Source organism: Pseudomonas sp. NPDC088890 (assembly GCF_044900155.1).
GTDB lineage: Bacteria > Pseudomonadota > Gammaproteobacteria > Pseudomonadales > Pseudomonadaceae > Aquipseudomonas > Aquipseudomonas urmiensis.
The window spans coordinates 38,977-64,332 of the sequence record NZ_JBJDNG010000009.1 but is presented as its reverse complement, the minus strand read 5'-3'; the positions used below and the strand labels follow the sequence as shown (position 1 = coordinate 64,332).

Genomic DNA, 25,356 nt, shown 5'->3' with positions numbered 1-25,356 from the left:
GGCCTGAGTACCTCAAAGATCAACACCGCACCCTGGCCCTTGGGCTTGTTTGGCTCACGGTTGCGCGAAGCACGACGAGACGAACCGCCTCGGATCGCAGCAAGGTAAGCTCAAGCATAATCGGCTTTGCGCGGATATCCACTCGCCAGCCCGCGCCCCTCTCCAGGCACAGCGCTGGCGGCGGATGAATCGCGGCACCTTCAGGCCAGAAACTGCCTGACGGCGCTCAGCACCACCTCTTGATGTTCGCGATGAGGCACATGCCCACAACCGGGCAGCATCCGCATCACGCTCGGCCCGCCGGCCATGGCGATGAAGCGGCGCGGATGGGCGTCGGAGCCGAACTCGTCCAGATCGCCGTGCAAACTGAGTAGCGGGCAGCGCACCTGGGCAAGCACTGCATCCAGGTTCCAGCCGGCGAAAGCGTCGGACAACCAGTTGTCTACCCACGCACGCAACACCCAGTGCGCCTTGTTGCCGTGGTACTTGCTCAGCCGTTCGATCTGCCCAGGCTCGGCGAACTGGCGATCGGCGGCGCGAATCCCGGCAAGGGTGCGCGCCTCGACAAAGGCCTGGGCCGATTCGGTAATCAGCCCCTGGCAATGCTCGGCAAAGCGTGCCGCGCAGCTGATCGCCATGCCGCCACCGACACTGTGGCCAAAGACGATGAACGCATCGATGCCGAGCTGGCTGCGCAGCGCGGTAAATTCCTGCTCAGCTTGCGCTTCGACAAAACCCAGGCGCAGTTGGCCAGGGTGGCGGTCGGAGCGGCCAAAGCCGAGCCGGTCATAGGCAATCACCCGATGCCCGGTAGCGCGCGCCAGGCGCTCGGGAAACTCGCGCCATAACGCCACGCAGCCTAGCGAGTCATGCAACAGGATGATCGGCACGCCCTGCTCGGCCTCGGGCGTCCAGTCCTGGGCGAATAGCCGCCCCTGTGCAGTTGCGATCCAGTGCTGCCTGACCTGCAGCTGCATCATGGTTTCTCCTGCACCGGCCCTTTGAGCTCGACCTGGTTGCCGTCGGGATCGAAACAGTACAACGACAGCCCCTCACCCTGGGCGCCGTAGCGTTTCTCGGCCGGCTCGACAATTACCCCAGCGGTTTTGAGGTAGTCGCTCAGCGCTTGCTCATCGAACGGCTCGATGCGCAGGCAGAAGTGATGCAGGTTGCGCCCCTGATCCTGGGCAGCGCGACCTCCCGGCAGGCCCAACGGGCCGTCGATGCGCACCAGGTCGATCATCGCGCTACCGGCGGCCAGGTGGACCATGCCCAGGTCTTCGCGAATCCGACTGACCTGACAGCCGAGCAGGTCTCGATAAAAGCCGATGCTGCGCTCAAGGTCGCTAACCCGCAGGACTAGATGGTCGATCTGCTCGATGGTGAAAGGCCGCATGCCGCATCTCCCTGTGGCGACTTGGAAACAAGTGCACCAACATAGCCCATCACAGCGTGCGGCAATAGACCCATGTCACTCATTGACCAGCCGCTGCACGGCCCCCTGCTCATGCCGGGCCAGTACCCGCAAGATCTGGTCAACCAGGGCGCGCTCAGGTGCCTCCAGGTGCAGATGATGCCCACCCGGATGCCAGGAGACCTTGGCCTGGCGCGGCAGAGCCGCCTCACGGCGGGCGAAACCGTCACCGGCAAACGCGCCCTGACGACCCAGCATCAGGTACAACGGGCAGCTGACCTGCGCCAGCAGCGTGCAGGCTTCACCTTCGGTCAGCGGCATGGGTTCGGGCAACACCAGGCGCGGATCATGGCGCCAGCAGTAACCATCGCCGACCTGCAACAGGTCACGCAGCGCCAAGAGCCGCGCAGCGTCCTCCGACAAATTGCCAGCGAGGCGACTACGGCGCTGCTGCAATGCCGCGTCAAGGCTGTCGAACTGACGGCCATCCGGCTCGCTGAAGCCCTGCAAGCGACTGCGCCGCACCAAGCGCTTGAGTCGATAGGCCTTGGCCAGGTGCTGCACGCGATCATCCTCGGCCACGGTAAACGGTGCGCCCATGCCATCGAGCAGGATCATGCTGGCAATGCCACTGGTCATTGCCGCCAGCAGGGTGGCGATGCCACTGCCCATGCCATGGGCGATCAGATGAAACTGGCTTAGGCCGAGGCTGTCGACCACTGCCAGCATGTCTTCGGCATGCTCCCACAGGTAGTAGCCACTGTCGTGACGGCGGTGATCGGAGCGGCCATGACCGACCAGGTCGGGGGCCACTACGAAGCAGCCATCGAGCAACGGCGCCAGGCGTTCGAATGAGGCGGCATTATCCAGCCAACCGTGCAGGGCCAACACTGGGATACCGTCCTCCGGTCCCCAGGTACGCACGGCGATCTCGATGCCGTCGAGGTCTAGCAGGTGATCCTTGGGCCTCATGGGCACTCTCCATGACTGCGCCCGACGCCCACGCGCCAGGCCGGCAGCCTACCATCGCCTAGTGCGCCGCCAGCTGCTGGCCCGTCACCGACGGCGACATGCGCGACACCGACCCCGAGCGCTAGCTATGTACCGCAAGGCGTGGCAGCGATTACGGCTTGATGGGGCTCCACTTTTCAGGAGCACCCGCATGACCAGCACCCCCGCCTACCACCACGCGCAAATCGTGCGCACGCTGCCCGCGTGGAGCAAACAATTACACCCAAGCCACACCCGCAAGATGATCCAGAGCCTGCGCAACGACTACCTGGACGAGCACGGCGTGCCCTATCCGTGGTTTGCCGGCGCTCGTCCTGATTGGCAGGATGGCGTACGCAGGGCTATAGCCAAGCGCAATGCAAGCCGCAAAGCGCTGCAACAAGCACTGGCACCGCTCAAAGGCATTACCGAATTCTGCGCACCCTTGCTTGAGCAACGGTTGGCCCTCGACATTCCAGTCGATCAAGCCCAGTACAGCTTTCAGCCCTTTGAAGAGATCGGCGACAGCTGGGTATCTCCCATCGACGTTGAATACCCAGTGGCGACCGAGCGAGAGACCAACGTCAGCGTCACCCGCCCTAAGGGCTCACCACAGCTGCGCAGTTTGCTCGAGGCGGCGCTGCACAATTTTACCGGTACTTCCCAGGCAGGTCCCTACAGCACCCTGCAATACAGCGCCACAGACACTCGAACACTGCCCACCCTGACTGTGGCGCAGTTCATCCAGCATTGCCGGACGCTGGACCTGGGAGCACGTTATCAAGCGCATCTGGACACTATCCATGGCGGCGTCGCGGGTGAGACGCTTGAGGCCCTGATGGCAGAAGCGAACCGAGATGAACTGCGAGTCAGGGCTCGGATCGCCTCGCTGCAAGGGCTGCTAACCGCCCACGGCCTGGATGCCCTGCAGCAACTGAGCAACAACCTGCCGACGCCGCGTTACAAGCACTCCGCCCTGCACTGCTGGCGACTGAGTGTGTTTGATATCGGCCTGCACGAAGTCCTGTTGATCGGCCCAGACCAACCCGACCAGATCAACCCAGTGATCCTCTATATCCCAGGCGATGATCAGGAACCGCTGCGCGAGTACACGTCACGGCGCGAAGCGATGGCTAATTTCAAAGCGCAGTTGCTCAGAACTACGTTTCGCCGCCAGATCAATGCCCTTGCCCCCGGCCCACTCCAGCCTGCGCTGGCCAAAAAACTGCAACACGCGCTGTTCGAACGCCGCGAACTCGATGGCAGCGAGGTCCTGCATCCGCGTAGCGCCCCAACAATCGACCTGAATATCACGCGCTTACCTATTCAGCCATGGACCACGTTGCACAAACTGCATGTACTGCGGCTCAAAGGCGATGCGGCATGCATCGCTGTGCCGACCGCAGCGGTGGACGCCAAAGCGCAACTGGAACGCCTGAAACATTGGTATGAGGTCGGCCTGAACGTACTCAACGTCGCCGCCATGTTCGTCCCGGGGCTGAACACTGTGATGTTGGCAGTCGGCGCCAGCCAGATCCTGCAAAGCGTCTTCCAAGGCCTCCACGCCTGGGAAGAAGGCGAAACAGCCGAGGCTTTGGCGCAGCTGGAATCGATCATGGTCGATCTTGCAGTCGTCGGCACCCTTGCTGGCGGGGCTGCACTGATCAAAGCTTCCGGATTCGTCGATGTCATGAAAAGGGTGTGGGTCGAGGGCGAGGAGCGACTGTGGTCGGCCAACCTCACTGGCTACCGCAGCCCTGTCGAGCTGCCCGCTTCGCTTGAGCCCAACGAGCAAGGCCAATATCTACTTGATGGCAAGTACTACATCCGCTTGGACGGTGAACTCTATGAGCAGGCCAAAGCCGCCGATAACAGCTGGCGGCTGAAGCATCCCGAGGACGCACACGCCTACAGCCCGCGCCTGGAGCACAACCAGCAAGGCGCCTGGCGCGTTGAGCACGAACAGCCCATGGACTGGGACACTGCGCGTCTGCTGCGCCGCCTTGGCCCACCCAGCGCAGGCTTGTCTGATCAGCAACTAATCAGCGCACTGCGTAGCACCGGCCTTGACGAGGATGTTTTGCGTTACACCCATATGCGCGCAAAACCCGCACCGGCGCTGCTTGTAGACGCGCTCACCCGGCTCAGGCTTGACCACGAAGTAGACGACATCATTGCCCGCGTGGGCGGCGGACGCTCGCTCGCGGCCTATAAAAACTACGCGGTCCCGGCGCTGCTGGAACTGCCAAACTGGCCGCAGGACCACGCGATCCGCGTCTTTAATGGTCCTGAGTTATGGGGAAGCTCTACCCTGTATGGCCAAGGCAGTGCGGAAATCCAGCTGCATCGAACGAACTTGGAACAAGGCGAACTGGCCACGGCAGTGTTGAGTCAAATGGACGACCAAACTGCCAGCGCCCTGTTACCGAATACTTCCCAAGAACTACGCGCGCAAAACCTTCAGAAAAAGCTCGCTGATCACCTCAATGGCCAGCACACGGCCATGTTCCAGAGCCTGTATCTGGGGCATCGCCCGGCGCTCAGTGAAGCCGCGCAGACACTGGGTCGCCAGTTCACCAGCCTGCCAGACCCTGCCCTTGAGGAAATCGTCGAGTACGCCACGCCACTGGAGCGCAAGCGTCTGGCTAGTGGTGGTGTGCCCTTGCGCATTGGCGAGGAAGCGCGGCGGCTGCAATCAAGGGTGCGCCTGGACCGAGCCTTGATCGGCCTGCACCGCCCAACGCTGGCAAACGCCGACACACGCCTGTTGGAGGAGGCGCTCCTGGTTGAGCGACCGGATCTGGCCAATGCCACGCCAGCGCAACTGTTTGCGCTACTGGCCAATGACCGCCCGCTGGCTGCCCGACTGCTTGGCCAACAACCAATCAGACCGGGCTTTCGTTCGCCCTTGCGCCTAAGCGATGGACGCGTGGGCTATCCACTGAGCGGCAGACAAGGCACAAGCGCACGGCGTCTACGCGATTTGTACCCCGCACTAGACTCCCGCCAGCGCCAAACAATGCTCCAGCGGCTCACCCAGCGCGGCGATCTGGCCACGCAACTCAACGTCCTAGAGGAAGAATGGCGCAACCTTGATAGCAGCCTAAGTGCCTGGTCGCAGGCAGTCGGGGATGTGCAACGGGCAAGTCGCGAGGTGTTCAGTGACGCTGTGCGCAGCGCTTGGCGGCGGGAAACCGGCGCCACGTTGGAGGTGACATCCATTGAGCTGGAAACCTTGCCCCCACTGCCGGCGCGTATGGAGCACATTACTGCCATCACCGTGCGTGATGCGGGGGTGCGTCATGTGGCCGAAGCGTTTCTGCAGAGCTTCCCCAATCTTGAGCGCTTGCGCGTCATCCAGAACCCTGAACTAGACAGTACAACCCTGTTTCAGGCGTTGCGCCGCAGCACGCGCCTGCATGAGCTGGACCTGCGCAATAATCAGATGGCGACATTTCCGGCAAATGCGCTGCCAACGCTCACGCAACTGCGGCAGTTGCGCAGCCTGAGCCTGCGTCACAATGACTTGCGGTTGAGCGCGGAACAGTTGCGAGCGCTGACTCAGCTGCCCGTGGAATACCTGGACCTAAACCGCAATGCCATCGAGCTCGATGCCAGCACAGCCGCCTACTTCCAGGACATGGTGCATCTGAGCCGCCTGGAACTCGCCGGCAATCCGCTGCGAATCGCCCCTGATGTACGTTACCTGGCGCGCCTGGAACATCTGAATCTGAGCAGAACCCAGTTGACCAGCTGGCCCGAAGGGCTGACCACCTTGATGAGTCAACGCAACTATCAACTGCGCCATCTTGACCTGAGTGACAACGCCATCCCCTTGGTGCCGGAGATTGAGACAGTGCTTGCCACACCGTATGCGCAGGGCCTACGCGATGAGCGCGCCGGTCTGCGTTGGCACTTCAATTACAACAGATTGCAGGAAGGTCAAGCCCTGCGGCTGCGTGAATCCGGCATCAGCGTTATCGAACACTCCGTGTCCGAATCAGAAAGCGAGGGTGGCTGGTTGGAGGCAGGTTCGGCGCACCAACGAGCGCGCGCTGAAGCGTTCATGATCAGCCTTGAGAATGAGCCGGTGGTCGATGTTCTGGATCGTCTGACGCTTTCCGCCGAAGCCCTGCATCACCCGCAAGGCCTTTATCGTCGGGTGTGGGCACTGCTGGGACGGGTGACCGAAGATGACCAGTTGCGCCAACGCATCGTAGAGGTTGCGCGCGAGTACCCGGCAACTTGCGGCGATGCTGGGACCGATGCGTTCAGTGCGCTGGAATTGGAAGTTTTGGCCTTCGACGAAACCGAGTATGCAGATCTTGCGCCGCAATACCGCTTCAACTTCTACCGCAGGCTGTTCCGCCGCGCTCAGGTCAACGCTATAGCCGACAATATCGCCGTGCGCAGAGCGCTACGCCGGGCGGCCCTCGTGGACAACCTGCCTGAACTGCCAGAACTCGCCCCAGAAGACGCTATCAGTGACGAAGACCTGCGCAACTCGCTGGTTGACGACATCGAGATTCGGTTGGCCTTACGCCAGGCCCTGGCGCCCGAAGCCTTGCTGAACTTCCCTGAGCCAAGCCAGGGCATGCTCTATCGACAGACGGCAATGATCACCAGGACCATTGAGTACAACGTCGAGCAACGGGTATACGAACTCGATAGCGTACCCGCCAACCGACATGAGTGGATGGTCCGCCACCCGACCTGGCAACTGTTTCTTCAGCGTGAATACGGCGACCAGCTAAGCGCCCTAACCGAAGCCTGGCTGCACGGCTCCAACTACCTTTCTGGCGTGTATGAGCTCACAGACGGAGCGCTCACCCCTGAGGTAACTCAGGCGCTGACGGCCGCGATAGGGCACAGCCCCATAGAGAACGGCCAGTTGCGTCAGGCTGAGCTTGAGGGGCAAGCGCTGATCGATGCCTGGGCGTCGTTCAAGCAAGCAAAGGAGCGCGCTGAGCACGCACTCCAGTTGCGCCTGACCGCCGCCCTGGATCGTAATGACCGAGGGCCCAACAGCTAATCTGACATCCCACTACTGGCCGCGCAGGTCTTCGAAGAACACCTGCCGGCCATCAACCTGGCTGGAGGCACGCGGCAACTTGGCAGTCTCGCCAGATGCCGCCTCCACATGCCAATAGCAGTGCCTGACTGCGCGGGTCACCGCCACGTAGGCCAGGCGCTGCACTTCTTCTTTCTGCGCAGTATCAAACGGCTGGGCGTCGCCAGCGCGGCCAAGATCGGCCAGACGATAGACCTGGTTCTTGTACGGCGAGCTGGTCAGGTACTGGCAGTCGCCAAGCATGAACACCGCATCGGCCTGCAAGCCCTTGGCGCTGTGGTAGGTCAGTTGGCGCAGGCGGCGCTGCTCGGCTGGCAAGCTAGAATCAGCTTTAACTACAGCCTGAATATGTTCTGAAATCAGCAACTTATCGCTACTTTTTCGAAACAGTATCATCACCGATTCGCCGCGCTCGTAGTGCTCGATCACGGTCTGGCCAAGGGCCGCCTCATCACGATCGAAAATCCGCACCGGTGACAACGGCAGCGCTGCCGCCACGCCAGTGGCTCGGGCCTTCTTGCCGGAAATCGCCTGCGCGCCTTTGACCAGATGCTCAGCGGCATCGATGACCTGCTGCTGGCTGCGGTAGTTTTCCACCAGCATCACCCGGGTATTGGCCGGTGACGGGAAGGTCTTGGTGAACTCCATGAAGAACTTCGGCGAGCTGCCGCGCCAACCATAGATCGACTGCCAGTCATCGCCCACGCACAGCAACGATGAATGCTGGGCACTGCGTCCCACATGCATCGCTGGGCCGCGCCGGCGAATCTCGGCGAGGCTGGCGCGCAGCCAGCTGACGATCTGCGGCGAGACGTCCTGGAACTCATCGATCATCAAATGCGCCAATGGGCGCAGCAATGGATCAGGCAACAGCTGCAGGTTCTCTGGGTTGTTCTCGCCAAACAGGGCAAACATCCGGTTGTAGGTCATGACCGGTGGCGACTGGGCCAGCAGGTGCGCTTCCAACGCTCGCCAGTACAGCGCCAAGGCCTCGAAGAATTGCCCATCGCTGTCACCTGGCGGGAAGCTCATGGCGGTCACCGCGCCGCCCACTTCCAGGCCGAGGTTCTCGATGAAGCTCGCGGCCGCTACGAAAGCATCCAGCAAGGGCGCCGGCGCCAGCTCGCCCTTGACCTTGTATTCAAAGCCAGGCCCGGCTACAGCGTCGCCCGCCAAGGAGGCGGCCAGGCGCTTGGCTGTTGCATAATTATCTAACCATATCAGTGGCTTATCGCAGAAAGCTTGAAACAAGGTGCGTTTTACCGCCCACTCTGCGCGCACCGCAAGCTTGGCCCCCGGACGCTGATACTGAGCACTTTCATTAGGGTCGAAGCCCAGCACCACCCAGCCATCCTGGCCTTGCAAACGCCCATGCACATGGAAGCTGTGACCACGGATCTGCACGGTTTCGCGGCATGGCTCGATGCCTTTGATCGGCCAGGCACCGGCGGCGAACCACAGATCCTCGATCACGTCGCACAGCTCTTCGTCGCGCTGGGCGGCCAATTGGGTCACCTGCACGCGCTTTTGCACGTCGGGGTGGTCCGGGTCCAGCGGCTTGAGCTGCAAGGCCTCGCGGCGCAAGGCGCCTATCAGCTCGGCGAAACGCGGGCTGTCGCGCAACAGGTCGCGATAACACAGGTTGAGCTGTTGGCGCTGGGCGTCGTTCAAGCGCAGGTCGAACGGGTTGCTGTCGGCGGCTGCCTCACTGCCGGCTGGCATCTCGTTGCCCAGGGTTTCGAAGGCGCGCAGCTGGCCAAAGCCAGGCAGGCTGCGAACCAGCGGCAGGATTCGCGAATGGAAGGTACGCACCAGCTCGCGGGCGCTGGCCGCTGGCAAGTCGAGCTGCCAAAGCGCGAACACCTGTTGCAAGCGCTTGATGAAGTCTTTGCGTGACTCTCGCGTGAAGGTCACCACGGTCATGGCGTCGAGCTCATAGCCCAGGTAATGGCGCAGCAACAGGATGCGCAGCACCAGCGAGGTCGACTTGCCCGCGCCCGCCCCGGCCACCACACAGGTTGACGGCGTATCGCTGAAAATCAGCTTCCACTGCGCAGCGCTAGGCTGGGCCTCGGCCGGGAGGCGCTGGGCCACATCAGCCTTGAAGCGCTTTTTCAGCTCGGCGCTCAGCGGTAGGCGCCAGTCATCGAACAGTTTGTCGTCCTGGCCGGGTACCCCAGGGTTTTCCGGGCGAGTATCGCGGATCACCAGAACCTGGCGCCCGGCCTCATAACCCTCGGCCCGGCCACGCTCGTAACCCTCGCGCAGGCCATCAGTATGGCCGCTGCGCTGGCCCGTGGCATGGCCGAGGAACCAGGAGTCGCGGTGCTGCGCTTGCAGGCGACTCAGGCCACGGCCCAACAGGCGTGCCGCCAGACGCCGAAACCAAGGCAGTTGGGCAGGCGGAGACAGGTCCGCCGGGACAAGGGGCTGCTCGTGTGACACGGTCACTCCGTTGAAAATCCAATCAGCTGTGCATGTTCGCCGCATCCGCCAAAAATCACCAGCGAATGCTTGAAGATCAGTGGATTAGGCGATGAAACGCATAAAGCACCGCACCTTTATATATCGATCAATACGATTATATTTAGCCGATATTTACGCTTATTTTCGATCATTCAAACGCGCATCATGGCCCCATTCCACCGACTCAAGGAGCACGATCATGCTGCAACTGCGACCCTTCGATACCCTCGGCCATGCCAACCACGGCTGGCTCGACGCCCACCATCACTTCTCGTTCGCCGAATACTACGATCCGGCGCGGATGCACTGGGGCAACCTGCGGGTGTGGAACGACGACCTGATCGCCGCCGGCAGTGGCTTCCCGCCACATCCGCACCGCGACATGGAAATCATCACCTATGTGCGTGAAGGCGCCATCACCCATGAAGACAGCCTGGGTAACAAAGGCCGTACCGAGGCCGGTGACGTCCAGGTGATGAGTGCCGGTAGCGGCATCGTGCACAGCGAGTACAACCTGGAGCAGGTCGATACGCGGATCTTCCAGATCTGGATCATTCCACAGCGGGTCGGCGATGCGCCGTCCTGGGGTACCCGGCCATTCCCTAAAGGCCAGCGCGGCGAAGGCTTCGTGACCCTGGCCAGCGGCCGCGAGGGCGATGAGCAGCAGCTGCGCATCCGCACCGATGCGCGCCTGGTGGCTGCTACCTTGCAAGCCGGGGAAAGCGCAGAGTACCGCTTTGACCAGGGCCGCCGCGGCTACCTGGTGCCGGCCAAGGGCGCGGTCGAGGTCAATGGGGTACGGGTCAATGCCCGGGATGGCCTGGCGATCGAGCAGGAAGCGCTGTTGACCGTCACGGCAATCGAGGACAGCGAGATCGTCCTGGTCGATGTGGCCTGATCACGCTGCCCTTTAGCACCTCATCGCGGGGCAAGCCCGCTCCCACACGATCCGCGTTGTTCGCCGATTGTGTAGGCGCGGGCTTGGCCCGCGATGAGGCCCTGGAGGCCGCGTACCTCAATTGGCCAAACGCCGAAACACCATCCCCGATACCCCGCACAACCCCGCACACACCAGCATGACCGTGGTGACATCCGCCACCGACGTCTCCGTCCGCCCGTCCACCCCCGCCAGCACCCCCAGCATCAACCCCGCCAGGCTCACCGACATGGCCATGGTCAACTGCCCCGACATCGACGCAAGCGAGGTGGCAGCCGCCGAGCGCTCCCCCGGTACGTCCTGATAGCTTGCCGCCCCCAGGGTGGAAAACTGCAACGAACGCACCAGCCCTGCGACGAACAACACCAGTGCCATCAACCAGATCGCCGTATCCCGGTCGAACCAGGCGCACAGGGCAATCCCAGCGCCACTTAGCACGGCATTACAGCTGAGCACCTGGCGATAGCCATAACGGCGCACCAGCGGCACTGCCAGCAGCTTCATCAACAAGGCGCCGACGCCGCCGCTGACCACCAGCCAGCCCGCAGCCATCGGGCTCATGCCCAGGCAGTTCTGCAACAACAGCACCAGCAGGAAGGGCTGCGCCGCCGAACCAAGGCGAAACAGCCCGCCGCCGGCCTGGGTCACGCCAAAGCTGCGCAGGCGCAGCAACGACAGGTCAACCAGCGGGTTGGGATGGCGCCGCGCATGCAGCAGGTAACCCAAGGCGCAAGCTACGCCGCCGCCGATCAAGGCCAAGGCCCACATCCGTGGCAGTTGGCCCAGCCCGAGCGACTCCAGGCCCAATACCAGCAGGGCCAGGGCGCCGCCACTGAGCAGCAAGCCGCGCCCATCCAGCGGTGGCACCGCGCGCGGGGGGAAATCCGGAACGTGCTTGAGGATCAGCACGCATCCCAGCAGGCAGATTGGCAAGTTGATCAAAAAGATCCAGTGCCACGACAGCGCCGTCACCAACAAACCGCCCAGCAACGGCCCTAGCAGCGGCCCCACCAAGGCAGGCAAGGCCAGCCAGGACATGGCCTGGAGCAATTGCTCGCGGCTCGACCAGCGCAGAATGATCACCTGCCCCACCGGGGTCATCAGCGCCCCCGCCGCGCCCTGCAACATGCGCCCCAGGCACAGCTGCCAGAGCGACTCGGCCAAGGCGCACGCCAGTGATGCAACGGTGAACAGCCCCATTGCCAGCAACATCACCTGACGCGGGCGAAAGCGCTCGGCGGCCCAGCCGCTGAGTGGCACGCACAGGGCCAAGGCCAGCATGTACAGCGACACCACCAGGTTCATGCGCAGGCCCGGCTCGCCAAAATCCGCCGCCATGCTCGGCAGCGCGGTCATCACCGCGGTGCTGTCGAGCAATTCCATGAACAATGCGGCGCCGATGATCACCGGCACCTTGGGGCTTTGCAGATGGCCGACCAGGGCGGCCGGCTGTGCCGTCAAAACAGCCCCGAGACAGGTGGCCGGGTGCCTTTGAGTTGCCAGGCGCCCACCACCGCCGCCTTCCAGTGACGCGGGTTGTGGTTGGCCACGGTGCGGGCATTGCGCCAGTGTCGATCGAAGTTGTGCTGGCGGCCAGTGGTCGAGGCGCCGCCGACGTCGAACAGCGTTTCGGCGGCTTTGAGGGCCAACTCCGCCACCAGGTATTGGGCCTGCGCCACGTCCAGGGCGGCCTGTTCCACTGCGGCTTCGTCAAGTTGTGCGGTCCAGGCCCGGTCGATGCTCGCCGCGGCCTTGAGCACCAGCGCCTCGGCGCCAAAGGCGCGCGCCGCGATATCGCCTACCGACAGCTCGACGTACGGATCATCGACCGAGCGGCTGGCGCTGCTGTGCTTGATCGGCCGGGCATGCTCGCGGGCAAACTGGCTGGCATCGTTCAAGGCATTGCGGGCGATCCCGGCCAGCACGGTGCCGAGAAACAGCTGCAAGAACGGGGTGACGATGGTGCGCTGGCCTTCTTGCACCGTGCGCGTGCGGATATCACTGGCCTCGACCCGCACGTTGTGCAAATGGGTGGTGCCGCTGGCGGTCAGGCGTTGGCCCATGGCGTCGAAATCGTCGACCAGTTCCAGACCTTCACGGTCACGCGGCAGGATGAACGACACCGGTTGTTCGTCCTCATCCAAGGCCACCGCGCTGACGTAGTCGGCGAACAGCGCCCCGGTACTGTAGAACTTGCTGCCGTTGGCGCGAAAATGATCGCCCTCGCGCACCAGGCGGGCGGCGATGGCGCCATTGGCGCCGCCCAGCTCCCAACCGGCATTGCCGATCACCGCGCCCTCAAGGTAGCGGGCGAACCAACGCTCACGCTCCTGTTCGGCGCCTTCGGCGGTTGCGGCCAACAGCCCCTCGACGAAGGCAAAGCCAGGGCGCAGGGCTTGGGCAACGTTGGAGTCGACCGAGGCCACCTGCAACAACACGTCGATCACGTCGCTGACACTGCCGCCCGGGCCGCCGTATTGCTGGGGAATGCGCACGGTGTACAGCCCAGCGGCGGCGAGCTGGGCGATGGCCGCGTGCGGCAGGCTGCGCTCGCGTTCGCGCAGGGCTGCCCCGGCGGCGATCTCCGGCAGCAAGGCCGCGATACGCGCTTTGAGTGCGGCGACAGTGGCAGCGGGTGCCTGGGCAGGGAAACGTTGAAAGGTGGTCATGGGGCAGTCCTTAGATGGCAATTTTCCACAGTCGTGATTCATCGAACAGGTCGAAGGCTTCGTGTTCCAGGTCCAGCGGCGGCACTACCAGTTCGGCGCCGGCGCCCGGCAGGCGCGGCACCGAGCCGAGCAGGCGGCGGGTGTATTCATGTTCAGGGCGCTCGAACAGCTGCTCGACGGGCGCGTGCTCGACCACCTGGCCATGGCGCATCACCAGCACGTCGTCGCTGACATGGCGGATCACCCCCAGGTCATGGGAGATGAACAGGTAGGCCAGGCCCAACTCGTCCTGCAGGTCAGCCAGCAAGTCGAGCACCTGGGCCTGCACTGAGACATCCAGCGCCGAGACCGGCTCGTCGCAGATGATCAGGCGGGGTTCGCTGGCAATCGCCCGGGCGATCGCCACCCGCTGGCGCTGGCCGCCCGACAATTGCAATGGCCGGCGCTGGGCAAGCTCAGCCGGCAGGCGCACCTGATTAAGCAGCAAGGCGATGCGCGCCGGCCGCGCGGCGGTATCGATACCCGCCACTTGCAGGGCATCGTCGAGGATCTGCGCCACGCTCCAGCGTGGGTCGAACGAGCCGAGCGGGTCTTGGTAGATCACGCTGATCTGCCGTCGTAGCGGCCGTCGGCTGGCTTCGCTGACCGCCTCGCCCGGCAAGTTCCAGGGCTGGCCGCGATACAGCACCTGGCCCTCGTCGGGGCTCAGCAGGCCCAGGGCGATACGGGCGATGGTGGTCTTGCCAGAGCCCGATTCACCGACGATGCCCAGGGTGCGCCCGGCGCGCAGGGTGAAATCAACGCCCTGCACCACTTGCCGCACCAGGCCATCGGGGCCGGCATAGCGCTTGCCCAGGCCGCGCCCTTCTATCAATACATCGCCATGCCCGCGGGCAACGGCTGGGCGGGTTAGGCCCGCTGGCTGTGGCGACAGCCGCGTGCCACGCGGATGCTCGGCCGGCACTGCGGCGAGCAAGGCCTGGGTGTAGGCATGCCGGGGCTGGCGCAAGACCTGCTGCATCGGTCCCTGCTCCACCACCTCGCCATGGCGCAGCACCAATACCTCGTCGGCCAGCTGGGCGACCACCGCCAGGTCATGGCTGATGATCAGCAGCGATGCGCCACGCGCCTTGATCTGCTGGAACACTTCAAGGATTTGCGCCTGCACCGTGGCGTCCAGGGCCGTGGTCGGCTCGTCGGCGATCACCAGCGCAGGGTCCAGGGCCAGCGCGCTGGCGATTAGCGCGCGTTGGCGCAGCCCCCCAGACAGCTGCCCTGGGCGCTGACGGGCGCGCAGGGCAACGTCCGGCACGCCGACCCGCTCCAGCAGCTCCAGCACCCGCGCATTGCGCTGCTGACGGTCGCCGTACCGATGGGTCTGCAGCACTTCGAGGATTTCCTTGCCAACCGGGCGCAAGGGGTCGAGCGAGACCAGCGCATCCTGCAGCACGAAACCGATGTCCTTGCCGCGCACCTGGCGCCATTGGCGTTCGCTCAAATCAAGCAGGTCATGGCCGGCAAAACTCAGCTGGCGCGCGGTCACTTCACTGTTGGGCCCGGTCAGCCCGACCAGGCTACGCGCGCTGACGCTCTTGCCTGAGCCCGATTCACCGACCAGCGCCACGCAGCGCCCCGGGGCCAGGGTGAAGCTCACGTCGCGGACCACGCTGTTGCCGGCGAAGGACACCGTCAGGCCTTCGACGATTAGGGTTTTGTCAGTCATGGCAGGCGGCCCTCCAAGCGTTGTTGGATATAGCGGCCGGTCACCGTGGTGGCCAAGGTGGTCAGCACGATGAACAGGCCTGGGAAGAAGGTCAGCCACCAGGCGTTGGCGATGAAGTCGCGGCCCATCGACAGCATGGTCCCCCACTCCGGTGCCGGTGGCCGGGCGCCAAGGCCAAGAAAGCTCAGGGCAGAGGCCCAGACGATGGCCTGACCAACGCCCATGGTCAGGGTGACGATCAGCGGCCGCATGGCGTTGGGCAGGAGCTGGCGCAGAATGATCCGCGAGGTCGGATGGCCGAGCGCCCGCGCCGCTTCGATGTAGCCGGCATTGCGCACCGCCAGCACCTGGCCGCGGACCATCCGCGCATAGCCCGGGGCGCCGCCCAGGCCGGTGGCGACGATCAGCGGGCCAATGCCGCTGCCGAACACCGCCACGAACAGCAGCGCCAGCACCAGGCTGGGAAAGGCGAACAGCACTTCTAGCAACCAACCGACCCCACGGTCGAGCTTGGCCCCGCCCAACCCGCCAAGCAGCCCCAGGCTGATGGCGATGGCCATCGACAAGGCCGTGGCCGCCACACCGATCAGCAGGCTCTGGCGGGCACCGTGGATGACCCGGGCGAAGATATCGCGACCGGACTGATCGGTGCCCAGCCAGTGCGCCCAGCTCGGCGGCTGGAACGCTTCGCGGGGCACGATGGCCAGTGGGTCGATATGGGTGAACAGCTGCGGCGCCAGGGCCGCCAGCAGCAACCCGGCGAGAAACACCAGGGCCAGGCTCGCACCCAGCGGCGGCAGGTGCAGCCGCCGTTGCCGGCGCAGCGGGGCCTGCGCCCGCTCAAGGATCAGTTCGCTCATGGCTTGGCCTCCTGTTGACGGGGATCGATCCACTGGTAGAGCAAGTCGACCAGAATGTTGGCCAGCACGTAGCCGGCAGCCACCACCAGGCTGATGCCGATCACCAGTGGCAGGTCCTGCACTTGCACCGCTTGATAGAGCTGACGGCCGACGCCTTTGCGCGAGAAGATCACCTCGCACACCACCGCGCCGCTGATCAGCGCGCCAATCGCCCAGCCGGACAACGACACCCCCGGCAGCAGCGCATGGCGCAGGGCATGCCGAAAGCGCACGGCCAGGTCGCTCAAGCCGCGGCTGCGGGCGGTGAGGATGAACGGCTGGTCCAGGGTCAGTTCGAGCGATTCGCGGGTTACCTGGGCAATGAAGCCGGCCAGCGGGATGGCCAGGGAAAACGCCGGCAGCACCAGGCTCGCCAAGCTGTCGCTGCCCGCCGGCGGGAACCAGCGCAGGCCAAAGGCGAACACCGCCAGCAGCACCACGCCGAGCCAGAAGTGCGGTAATGCCGCGCTCAGGGTTTCGGCCATCGACGCCAGGCCACCGACCAGCCTGCCACGCCCGGCGGTCACCACCGTCAGCAGCAACACCAGCAACCAGGCCAGCAGCAGCGCCGCCACGGTCAGCTCCAGGGTTGCCCCGCCCTGCTCCGCCAACACCTGGGTCACCGGCTGGTGTTGCGAGTAGGACACGCCCAGGTCGCCTTGTAGCAGGCGGCCGAGGTAGAACACGTACTGCACCGCCAGCGGCTGGTCCAAGCCGTATTCCTTGCGCGTGGCTTCGATCGTCTCCGGGCTTGGGTTGGCACTAGGGCCGCCGAGGATCGCCAACACCGGATCACCCGGCATCAAGCGCAGGGCGAAGAAGGTCAAGCTGGCCACGGCCCACAGCACCAGCACGCCACCGGCAAGGCGGATGACGGCGCGCCGGCCCAGGGCGGCCAGGCGTTCGCGGCGTGGGTCGGTCACTGCCAGGGAAGTTGCGCTGCTCATTTGCTCACCCATGCGTCATACAGATAAGTCACCGCCAACGACGGCTCCAGGCGCACCCCGTGGGCGGTCTTGTAGATACCCAGGCGCGTGCTTTGCGGGTAGGTGTTCAATTGCAGGTACTGCGCGGCCGCCTGCTGTTGCGCCCGGTAATAGAGGGCCCGGCGCTGCTCCGGGTCCTGGGTGGCCAGGGCGCTTTCGAGCAAGGCATCGAAGCCGGGGTCGGCATAGCCCGAGGAGTTCTGGTGGTAGCCACCGACGCCCGCAGGCTGGACGAACGCCGAGCTGAAGATGATCCGCAGCACATCGGGGGTATTGGTATTCCAGTAGCCGGTGCGGATGTCGTAGTCCCAGGCCGCCTGGCGCGCGGTGACCTGGGCGTCGCTCATCTGGTCCAGCACCAGTTCCAGGCCGACCTGGCGGGTGGTGGCCTGGACCTGCTCCCACAAGGTCAGCTCCGAGGGCGGTGTGCGCGCGCCGATCAGCACGGTGGCGCTCAGGCGCTTACCATCCTTGGTGCGGTAGCCGTCGCCGTCACGCCCGGTCCAGCCAGCTTCATCGAGCAACTTCGCCGCACGGGCCGGCTGGTAGTTCTGGCTGCCTTCGAAATCGCCGCTGTAGAACGGCGTGGCCACGCTCAGTGGCCCGGCAGCACGGGGAAACTCGCCAAAGTAGACACTCTTGAGCGCGCCCTCGACATCGGCGCTGCGCACGAACGCCTCGCGTACTCGGATATCGTCGAACGGTGCACGGCGCATGTTGAAGGTGCCGTTGGTGGGGTTGCCGGGGCGCTGGGCGACGATCAACTCGACGTCCGGGTTGCGCCGCGCGGCTTCGTGGGATTCCGGCGGCAGGGTTTCGATCACATCCACCTCGCCCGCCTGCAGCGAGGCAAAACGCACCGAAGGCTCCTGGATGAACTTCCAGACGATCCGCTCCAGATACGCTGGGCCTTGATGCTTGGCGGTAGGCGGCGCCCAGTTGTAGTCCGGGTTACGGACCAGCTCGACCTGGTTCTGCCGGTCCCAACGGGCCACCTTGAACGGGCCGCTGCCCACGGGGCTTTCGCAGTTCTGGTCACGGCTGCGCTTGAGCGCGGTGGGTGACTGAATACCCAGAAAGCCCTGGGCCAAGACTTCAAGGAACGCCGCGTAGGGCGTGGCCAGGCGCACCACGGCGGTGTAGTCGTCGAGCACATCGGTGCCGCGGTACTGGCGGATATAGCCGCCGGCCGTGCTCGATTGGGTCTTGGGGTCGGCCATATGGTCGAGGTTGGCCTTGACCGCCTCGGCATTGAACGGCGTGCCGTCGGTGAAGCGCACGTCGCGGCGCAGGTGGAAGGTATAGCGCAAGCCGTCGGCGGAGACCTCCCAGCCAGTCGCCAGCCACGGGCCGATACGTCCGTCGCTGTCCATCGACACCAGCGAGTCGAGGTACTGCTGGGCGACGAACACTTGCGGCATATCGCCGGCAACGTGCGGGTCGAGGCAAGTCGGCTCGCGGTCGGTTGCGTAGACCAGGGTGCCGCCATGCACCGGCTGGTCGCTGTGGACCGTGCGCTGCTCGGCGCGCTCGCAGCCGACCAGGGCCAAGGCGGCACATAGCGGGATCAGGGGAAGGATTGGATGATTCAAGGTCGCTCCTGCGCAAGGCCCAAGGATGGTCAAGGGGCTGTTGCAGGAGTTGTGCCGGGTTCAAGGGCCTGATTTTATTGGGGTTGGCGATGCTTGCAGTGAATGAAGGCGGGCAAAATGTAGGGCTGCTGTTGGCCTGCCAACAGTTGCCGCCTCATCGCCAATCGACGCCACTTAAAAATCGATCGAGCCCGAGAACTTCACCAACCGCGGATCGCCCTGGGTCAGGTAACCACCATTGGCCGAGGCCCAGTAATTCTTGTCGGTGAGGTTCTCCACATTGACCCGCAAGGTGATGTCCTTGCGCTGCACGCTAAAGCGATAGCGCGCGCCGACATCGAAGCGGTTCCAGGTCGGCAGGCTGAGGGTGTTGCCAGGGTCGGCATACTGCCCGCCGGTGCGCAGCATGAGCGCATTCAGCGCCAGCCCCTCGAGCCCCGGCACATCCCAGTCGACGCTGGCGTTGAGCTGGAAGGTCGGCACGCCGACGGCGTGGTTGCCGTCATTGCTGCCATCCAGGGTATTTTTCAACTCGGTGTCCATGCGCGTGCCGCCGGCCATCAGCCGTAAGCCGGCAATCGGTTCGCCGAACACGCTCAACTCCACGCCCTTGTTGATCTGCTCACCATCCTGGACGAACACGTTGCCCTGGACAAAGCCATCAGTGGGCCGCTCGATGCGATAAACCGCGAGGTTGGCGCCAAAGTGCTGATAGTCGAACTTGACCCCGGCTTCGACCTGCTTGGTCTCGGCGGGCGCAAATACCTCGCCGGCATTGATCACCTGCCCTGAAGCCGTTGCGCCCTGGGCCAGGCCTTCGATGCGGTTGGCGTACAGCGAGATCGACGGATTGAGCTTGTAGACGATGCCATACACGGGCGTGGTGACCGCTTCATCGTAGAAGGCATTGCGCCCAGCATCCGGGCCCTCGCCGTCATAGGCATAGCCCTCGACCCGCAGTTGCTGGCGGCGCACCCCTGCGGTGAGCAGCAGGGTGTCGTCGAACAGGCCCACGGTATCGGAGATGGCGATACTGCGGTTGCGGGTTTTGCCGGTCACGCCCGGGTCGTCCAGCTTGCCGCCGACGAAGGTCGGCGTGGTCGGTTTGGGCAGCGGGTCGGTGTGATAGATGTTGGTGTCTTGCGAGTTATAGAAGACGAAGGCGTTCTCCTGCTGGGTCCAGATACTTGCCGCACCGATATTCAGCTGATGGCTCAGCGGCCCGGTCTGGAAGCGGCCGTTGATGCCGCCCATGAAGGTTGTGTTGTCCTCATTGTGGGGGATCTTGGAGCCACCGATAGTCGCCGCGCCGCTGCTGTCGGTAAGGATCGGCGTACCGTAGAAGCCATTCTCGTGGGTGTGCTTGGCGCCACCGGCCAGGTAGCCGCTCCAGTTGTCGTTGAAGTCATAGTCACCGCGGACCATGCCGAAGGTGTCCTCGGTTTCGGTCCAGGCCCACTCCTGGCCGTAGTTGTGATCGGCGTCGGGGGCGCGTGGAATATCCGTCAGGCCGGCGCCCAGGCGCACCGAGTTGCGCATGTGGTTGACCCGCTGTTTCTGATAGCCGAAGTCGGTCGAGAGCTTGAAGTTGTCGCCACGGTAATCCAGGCCGATCATGAACAGCTTGCTGCGCTGGTCCTGATCATCGACCGCGGTTTCACCCTCGCGCTGAGACAGGTTCAGGCGCGCGCCGAAGCGGTTGTCTGCGCCAAATCGCTGACTGAGGTCCAGGTGCTCGCCCAGGCGCCCATCGCTGCTGATGTCCTGGGTGTAGCGACGGGTTGGCGTGTCGCCGGCGCGCTTGGGTTGCAGGTTGACGTTGCCGCCCAAGCCGGTGCCGGTGGGGCTGGCGCCATTGAGAAAGGCGTTGGGGCCTTTGAACACCTCGACACGCTCGATGGCATCAGGCGAGATCATCTGCCGCGGCAGCACGCCGTACAGCCCGCCGAAGGCGACATCATCGCCATTGAGCGGCAGGCCGCGAATGATGAAGACCTGCGACTGGTTGCCAAAGCCGAACGACTGGCGCACCGAGGGATCGTTGAGCAACACGTCGCCAATGTCTTCGGCCTGTTGATCCTCGATCAACTGGGCGGTGTAGCTGGTCATGGTAAAGGGCACGTCCATCATGTCCTGGTTGCCCAGGATGCCCATCTGCCCACCGCGCGCCACTTGGCCGCCGGCAAATACCTCGGGCAATTGGCTGGGGGATGGCTTGGCTGCCTCGGCGTTGACGGCGGTGGCGTCGAGTTCGATAGGGCCGTCGGCCGCCTGGGCGTTGACGGCGAGGGAACAGCACAGGGCCAGCAAGGTCGGACGAACAGGGCAAGGTCGCGCCATGGAAAAGCTCCGCAAGCGGTAGAGGGAGGCCTTCCTGGCAGATGAGAAATTGAAAACAATTGAGTATTGTTTCTAGACGAGGTTACGAATTATTACCAAATCATCGCACTTTCGACGCGACCAGCGGTCTACTGCCTCTTTTGCCGCTTCTATGTCATAGCCGGCCGTTTATTCGAACTGCACGGCAGAGGGCCAAAAGCCCCGTGCTTGTGTAGGATGAGCAGCGCAAACCAAGGCGCTGCCAGATAGGGAGATATACATGCGCGTCCTGCCATCCGTTGCCTGCATTGCCATGCTGTCGATGGGCCTGCTCGCCGCCACCAGCGCCCAGGCCTTCACTGGCGAAGAAGGGCAACTGATCGAGTCGATCAACGCTTACCGCAGCCAGGCTCAGCGCTGCGGCGACGCAGGCTCGCTGGAGCTGCCACCGCTCAATAGCGATACCCGCCTGGCGCTGTCGCCAGAGGGCACCCGCGACTTGCAACAGGCGATGACCCGCGCGGCCTACCCAATGGTCAACGTCCAGGCCATCAGCCTGTCCGGCCCGCGTGATGCGAAAGCGGCGATGCATGCCATTTCCGAAAGCTTCTGCCAGGTGGTACTCGATCCGCAGTTCGTCGACATCGGCGTCAGCCAGGAAGGCCGCGACTGGCGTATCGTGCTCGCCCGGCCTTTGCTCAGTGGGCGGCTGGGTGATTGGCAGGCCGAGGGGCAGAAACTGCTGCAAGAGATCAATGCCGCGCGCAAGCTGCCGCGCCAATGCGCTGGCCAGCCGTTCGCCGCAGCGCCGGCGCTGGCCTGGAGCACAACCTTGGCGGGCGTTGCCGCCAACCATACCCGAGCCATGGCCAACCAGAACTTCTTCGACCATATCGACCGCGATGGCCGCACCCCAGGCGATCGCGCCGAGCTGGCCGGCTACCTGTACCGGCAGATTGGCGAGAACATTGCCGCCGGGCGTGATACCCCGCGCAAGGTGGTCGATGGCTGGTTGGCCAGCCCTGGGCATTGCGCGACGCTGATGAACCCAGATTTCACCGAGTTGGGCGCCGCTTACGCGGTCGACCCCAAGAGCGATGCGGGCATTTACTGGACTGGGCTGTTCGGCGCGCCGCAGTAACGCTATCGCGGGGCAAGCCCGCTCCCACGCAAAGTATGCAGGGGCCTGAGCCAGGTGCCTCCCACGCAAGGTACTCAGGGGCCTGAGCCAGGTACCTCCCACGCAAGGTACTCAGGTGCCTGAGCCATGTGCCTTGCGTGGGAGCGGGCTTGCCCCGCGATAGCGTCAAACGCCCTTACGCAAAGCCATTGCGGTACAGCCAAAACGCCGCCGCACGCACTTGCCCAGATACCCCGCATCGCCCAAGCCCACCTCATCGGCAATCTGCGCCAAGCCGTGGCTTGAGTTGAGCAAACGCCAGCGCACTTGCTGCAGGCGCATCTCCAGCCACCAGGCCTTGGCGCTCATGCCATGACTGGCGAGAAACTGGCGATCCAGCTGGCGCCGACTGATACCCAACTGCGCCGCCAGTTGCTCGACGGTCATCGACGCGCTCAAGTGGTGACGCATCAATGCCGCCGCACGCTGCACCTGCCCTGCCCCAACCTCCAACGAACGCAAGGCATGGCGACTGTCACGGGTTTCATCGACCAGCATATCGGCCAACCCCTTGAGCGCCCGCGCCCGGCCGCAGTTGCGCGACAACAGCTCCACCGCCAGGTCGATCGCGGCACTGCCGCCGGCGCAAGAAATGCGCGCACCGTCGAAGCAATACAACTGCCCGGTCAGTAGCTGTAAATGCGCAAAGGACGCCCGAAACTCGGCTTCGTGGCGCCAGTGCACCACCACCTTGTGCCCCTCCAACAGGCCGCAGGCAGCCAGCAGAAACGCGGCGTTGTCGACACACACCAGCTTCACCCCTGCCCTGGCCGCGCGTTTGAGCAGCGCCCGGTAGTCAGGTGCCAAGGCTGCAGTAGCTGCGGCATTGCGACCGCCGAACAGCACCAGATAGTCGTAGCCGGCGAAGTCCAGCGCCTGCGGCGTGACCTCCACTTGCACCACCGCCCCGCTGCTGGAGGGCACCGGTTGATCGCTCAGGCCCAGCAGCGTCCAACTGCAGTAGCGCTGCTGGCTGTAATCCTCGTCATCGGCGCTGAAGCGCAGCTTGTCGAGGAACGCGCCAAACGCCAGCAAGGCGAACTCCGGCAGCGGCAGGATCAGCAAGCGGATATCAGGCGTCATGAAGCAGTCCAGAAATAACCCTCAGATGTCCAGATCATACCCTGGGTTTAGCCGCATTTGGCCTAGACTGGCGCCCTCTGACACTGCAAGGCAAACACCATGGCACTGGATACCTGGCTTATCTACCTGCTCGCCAGCATTGGCCTGTCACTGACCCCTGGTCCGAACAGCCTGCTGGTGCTGACCCACGGCGCGTTGTATGGCGCGCGGCGCACGCTGTTGACCATCGTCGGCGGGGTGGTGGGCTTCAGCGCGCTGATCGCCCTGACCATGTTCGGCCTGAGCGCGCTGCTGCAAACCTCGGGCTCGGTGCTGCAGGTGCTCAAGTGGCTGGGTGGGGCTTATCTGGTGTGGCTTGGCATCCAGCTGTGGCGCAGCCCGGCGATGCGCCTGGAGCTGACCGAGGGGGCTACGCGCTTGAGCAATGCGGGGATGATGCGCCAGGGTTTTCTTGCGGCCATGGCCAACCCCAAGGTGCTGCTGTTCTATGGGGCTTTCTTGCCGCAGTTCATCGATCCGCAACGTGGTTTGCTGGTGCAGTTCGTGGTCATGGCGGCGACTTTTGCCAGTGTCGAGTTTGTTGTCGAATACCTGTTGGCGCGCCTGGCGTTTCGGGTTCGGCCCTGGCTGGCCAAGGGCGGAACGGGGTTCAACCGCTGCTGTGGCAGCCTGTTTGCGTTGATCGGGATCGCCTTGCCACTCGGCCGATGAGCCCGGCTTTGCAACGCCGGGCTCGTCACAGACTGCCCTTGATGCTAGCGCGATGCGTGTGGGAGCGGGCTTGCCCGCGAAGGGGCGTGAAGCGCCCCCTAAGAAGCACGCCGCGAAATCAACAGGAAAACCACCAGCGCCAGCAGCGGCAACCCCGCGCCCACCAATACCACGCCATGCCAGCCAAACTGCGTGTACAGCGGGCTGGCCACGGCCGACCCCAGCGCCCCGCCGAGGAAGATACTGGTCATATACAGCGCATTGAGGCGCCCCCGGCTAGCCGGATCCAGCGCATACACTTCACGCTGGCCGATCACCATGTTCATCTGCACGGCAAAATCCAGCAGCACCCCGGTCAAGCCCAAGCCAATCACGCTCAAGCCCGGTGCACTCAAGCCCAGCAACAACGCCAGCGGCGCCAGCAACAAGGCCAACAGTGAAGCGCGCCGAGCATGCCCGGCATCGGCCAGGCGGCCCGCAATGGGCGCGGCAATCGCCCCCACCGCCCCGACCAGGGCAAACAGCGCGATCTGGCTTTGGCTCAAGCCATGCTGCCCCGCCAGCGCCATCGGCACAGCGGTCCAGTACAAGCTGAACGCAGCGAACATCAGCGCCTGGTACAGCGAGCGTTGGCGCAACAGCGGATAGCGACGCAGCAGGCTGACCAGCGAAGCCATCAGCCCGGCATAGCTGGCCTGGTGATCCGGCACCCGCCGCGGCAGGGTCAGGGCCAGCAATAGGATGATCGCCAACATCACCCCTGCCGCGCCGATGAACACCGCACGCCAGCCAAAGTGATCGGCCACCAGGCTCGACAGCGGCCGCGCCAGCAGAATGCCCAACAGCAAGCCTCCCATGATGTTGCCCACCACCCGCCCGCGCTGCTGCTCAGGCGCCAGGTGCGCGGCCAGCGGGATCAGCATCTGCACCGCCACCGAGCTGAAGCCGATCAGCAAGGCATAACCAAGGAACAACCCCCCTTGGCCATGGCCGCTGCTACCGGCCAACAGCAGGCTGACGCACGCCAATATCGCCGTGGCGATCATCAACCGGCGGTTTTCCACCAAGTCGGCCAGCGGCACCAGTAACAACAGACCCAAGGCGTAGCCGAGTTGGGTCAGCGAGACGATCAGGCTGGCCCGCTCGCCAGACAGGCCCAAGTCTGGCGCGATCAAGCCGACGATGGGTTGGGCATAGTAGATGTTGGCGACAATCGCGCCGCAGCAGAACGCCAGCAGGGTCACCAGGGCCCGGCTCAGGCCCCCGGCAGACGACTGGGGAACAGCGATGGAAGGGTTCATTGCAGGTGCCTCGGC

Annotated in this window: 17 protein-coding genes; 4 read left to right on the top strand and 13 right to left on the bottom strand. The window is 64.2% G+C overall.

Going from position 1 to position 25,356, the window contains the following annotated elements:
* Positions 1 to 200: 200 nt before the first annotated feature.
* From ACI2JX_RS18990 to ACI2JX_RS18980, 3 genes are all read right to left on the bottom strand, one after another.
* Positions 201 to 980 (bottom strand): alpha/beta fold hydrolase, encoded by a 780-nt coding sequence (locus ACI2JX_RS18990; protein ID WP_404690735.1) that lies wholly within the window; start codon positions 978 to 980, stop codon positions 201 to 203.
* Positions 977 to 1,396, bottom strand: coding sequence for a VOC family protein (locus ACI2JX_RS18985; RefSeq protein ID WP_264234609.1), 420 nt, complete (start codon positions 1,394 to 1,396; stop codon positions 977 to 979). Before ACI2JX_RS18985 ends, ACI2JX_RS18990 begins: the two co-directional genes overlap by 4 nt.
* A 75-nt stretch (positions 1,397 to 1,471) precedes the next feature.
* Entirely contained in the window at positions 1,472 to 2,386 is a 915-nt protein-coding gene (locus ACI2JX_RS18980; RefSeq protein ID WP_404690734.1) for an alpha/beta fold hydrolase, read from the bottom strand.
* A 190-nt stretch (positions 2,387 to 2,576) separates the two neighbouring features.
* Here ACI2JX_RS18980 and ACI2JX_RS18975 point away from each other — a divergent pair, with 190 nt between their 5' ends.
* A complete protein-coding gene (locus ACI2JX_RS18975) occupies positions 2,577 to 7,436 on the top strand; it encodes a dermonecrotic toxin domain-containing protein (protein WP_404690733.1) in 4,860 nt (1,619 codons plus the stop codon).
* Positions 7,437 to 7,448: 12 nt separating this feature from the next.
* On the opposite strand, the gene ACI2JX_RS18970 is transcribed toward ACI2JX_RS18975, so the two are convergent.
* The gene (locus ACI2JX_RS18970) at positions 7,449 to 9,965 is read right to left on the bottom strand and encodes a UvrD-helicase domain-containing protein (RefSeq protein ID WP_404690732.1); all 2,517 of its coding nucleotides are present in this window, start codon (positions 9,963 to 9,965) and stop codon (positions 7,449 to 7,451) included.
* 175 nt (positions 9,966 to 10,140) lie between these two features.
* Here ACI2JX_RS18970 and ACI2JX_RS18965 point away from each other — a divergent pair, with 175 nt between their 5' ends.
* Positions 10,141 to 10,839 (top strand): pirin family protein, encoded by a 699-nt coding sequence (locus ACI2JX_RS18965; RefSeq protein ID WP_186553281.1) that lies wholly within the window; start codon positions 10,141 to 10,143, stop codon positions 10,837 to 10,839.
* Positions 10,840 to 10,956: 117 nt separating this feature from the next.
* On the opposite strand, the gene ACI2JX_RS18960 is transcribed toward ACI2JX_RS18965, so the two are convergent.
* From ACI2JX_RS18960 to ACI2JX_RS18930, 7 genes are all read right to left on the bottom strand, one after another.
* Positions 10,957 to 12,339 carry an MFS transporter gene (locus ACI2JX_RS18960; protein ID WP_368973138.1) on the bottom strand — a complete coding sequence of 461 codons (1,383 nt, stop codon included), beginning with the start codon at positions 12,337 to 12,339 and terminating at the stop codon, positions 10,957 to 10,959.
* Positions 12,336 to 13,547, bottom strand: coding sequence for an acyl-CoA dehydrogenase family protein (locus ACI2JX_RS18955; RefSeq protein ID WP_368973137.1), 1,212 nt, complete (start codon positions 13,545 to 13,547; stop codon positions 12,336 to 12,338). Before ACI2JX_RS18955 ends, ACI2JX_RS18960 begins: the two co-directional genes overlap by 4 nt.
* A 10-nt stretch (positions 13,548 to 13,557) precedes the next feature.
* Positions 13,558 to 15,270, bottom strand: a complete 1,713-nt coding sequence (locus tag ACI2JX_RS18950) for a dipeptide ABC transporter ATP-binding protein (protein ID WP_404690731.1) — start codon at positions 15,268 to 15,270, stop codon at positions 13,558 to 13,560.
* Complete coding sequence (locus tag ACI2JX_RS18945; RefSeq protein WP_404690730.1) at positions 15,267 to 16,130, bottom strand: ABC transporter permease; 864 nt, start codon at positions 16,128 to 16,130, stop codon at positions 15,267 to 15,269. Before ACI2JX_RS18945 ends, ACI2JX_RS18950 begins: the two co-directional genes overlap by 4 nt.
* Positions 16,127 to 17,116, bottom strand: a complete 990-nt coding sequence (locus ACI2JX_RS18940) for an ABC transporter permease (protein ID WP_225915596.1) — start codon at positions 17,114 to 17,116, stop codon at positions 16,127 to 16,129. The genes ACI2JX_RS18945 and ACI2JX_RS18940 overlap by 4 nt, the downstream gene beginning before the upstream one ends.
* Positions 17,113 to 18,705: an ABC transporter substrate-binding protein gene (locus ACI2JX_RS18935; protein WP_404690820.1), complete on the bottom strand. Its 1,593-nt coding sequence runs from the start codon at positions 18,703 to 18,705 to the stop codon at positions 17,113 to 17,115. The genes ACI2JX_RS18940 and ACI2JX_RS18935 overlap by 4 nt, the downstream gene beginning before the upstream one ends.
* Positions 18,706 to 18,921: 216 nt before the next feature.
* Complete coding sequence (locus tag ACI2JX_RS18930; RefSeq protein WP_404690729.1) at positions 18,922 to 21,087, bottom strand: TonB-dependent receptor; 2,166 nt, start codon at positions 21,085 to 21,087, stop codon at positions 18,922 to 18,924.
* 259 nt (positions 21,088 to 21,346) lie between these two features.
* Between ACI2JX_RS18930 and ACI2JX_RS18925 the strand changes: the two genes are divergently transcribed.
* A complete protein-coding gene (locus ACI2JX_RS18925; protein WP_264234600.1) occupies positions 21,347 to 22,207 on the top strand; it encodes a CAP domain-containing protein in 861 nt (286 codons plus the stop codon).
* A 165-nt stretch (positions 22,208 to 22,372) separates the two neighbouring features.
* Here ACI2JX_RS18925 and ACI2JX_RS18920 read toward each other — a convergent pair whose 3' ends face one another.
* Complete coding sequence (locus ACI2JX_RS18920; protein ID WP_404690728.1) at positions 22,373 to 23,329, bottom strand: GlxA family transcriptional regulator; 957 nt, start codon at positions 23,327 to 23,329, stop codon at positions 22,373 to 22,375.
* Positions 23,330 to 23,428: 99 nt separating this feature from the next.
* Here ACI2JX_RS18920 and ACI2JX_RS18915 point away from each other — a divergent pair, with 99 nt between their 5' ends.
* Complete coding sequence (locus tag ACI2JX_RS18915; protein WP_368971471.1) at positions 23,429 to 24,040, top strand: LysE family translocator; 612 nt, start codon at positions 23,429 to 23,431, stop codon at positions 24,038 to 24,040.
* 98 nt (positions 24,041 to 24,138) lie between these two features.
* Here the strand turns inward: ACI2JX_RS18915 and ACI2JX_RS18910 are convergent, their stop codons facing one another.
* Complete coding sequence (locus ACI2JX_RS18910) at positions 24,139 to 25,341, bottom strand: MFS transporter (protein ID WP_404690727.1); 1,203 nt, start codon at positions 25,339 to 25,341, stop codon at positions 24,139 to 24,141.
* Positions 25,342 to 25,356: the final 15 nt, after the last annotated feature.

Bases quoted from the DNA above. Each gene is read 5' to 3' on its own strand.
- ACI2JX_RS18990 (WP_404690735.1), bottom strand. From the start codon at position 980: ATGATGCAGCTGCAGGTCAGGCAGCACTGGATCGCAACTGCACAGGGG.
- ACI2JX_RS18940 (WP_225915596.1), bottom strand. From the start codon at position 17,116: ATGAGCAGCGCAACTTCCCTGGCAGTGACCGACCCACGCCGCGAACGC.
- ACI2JX_RS18970 (WP_404690732.1), bottom strand. From the start codon at position 9,965: ATGCGGCGAACATGCACAGCTGATTGGATTTTCAACGGAGTGACCGTG.
- ACI2JX_RS18975 (WP_404690733.1), top strand. From the start codon at position 2,577: ATGACCAGCACCCCCGCCTACCACCACGCGCAAATCGTGCGCACGCTG.
- ACI2JX_RS18925 (WP_264234600.1), top strand. From the start codon at position 21,347: ATGCGCGTCCTGCCATCCGTTGCCTGCATTGCCATGCTGTCGATGGGC.
- ACI2JX_RS18945 (WP_404690730.1), bottom strand. From the start codon at position 16,130: ATGAGCGAACTGATCCTTGAGCGGGCGCAGGCCCCGCTGCGCCGGCAA.
- ACI2JX_RS18915 (WP_368971471.1), top strand. From the start codon at position 23,429: ATGGCACTGGATACCTGGCTTATCTACCTGCTCGCCAGCATTGGCCTG.
- ACI2JX_RS18920 (WP_404690728.1), bottom strand. From the start codon at position 23,329: ATGACGCCTGATATCCGCTTGCTGATCCTGCCGCTGCCGGAGTTCGCC.
- ACI2JX_RS18955 (WP_368973137.1), bottom strand. From the start codon at position 13,547: ATGACCACCTTTCAACGTTTCCCTGCCCAGGCACCCGCTGCCACTGTC.
- ACI2JX_RS18965 (WP_186553281.1), top strand. From the start codon at position 10,141: ATGCTGCAACTGCGACCCTTCGATACCCTCGGCCATGCCAACCACGGC.
- ACI2JX_RS18980 (WP_404690734.1), bottom strand. From the start codon at position 2,386: ATGAGGCCCAAGGATCACCTGCTAGACCTCGACGGCATCGAGATCGCC.
- ACI2JX_RS18985 (WP_264234609.1), bottom strand. From the start codon at position 1,396: ATGCGGCCTTTCACCATCGAGCAGATCGACCATCTAGTCCTGCGGGTT.
- ACI2JX_RS18930 (WP_404690729.1), bottom strand. From the start codon at position 21,087: ATGGCGCGACCTTGCCCTGTTCGTCCGACCTTGCTGGCCCTGTGCTGT.
- ACI2JX_RS18910 (WP_404690727.1), bottom strand. From the start codon at position 25,341: ATGAACCCTTCCATCGCTGTTCCCCAGTCGTCTGCCGGGGGCCTGAGC.
- ACI2JX_RS18950 (WP_404690731.1), bottom strand. From the start codon at position 15,270: ATGACTGACAAAACCCTAATCGTCGAAGGCCTGACGGTGTCCTTCGCC.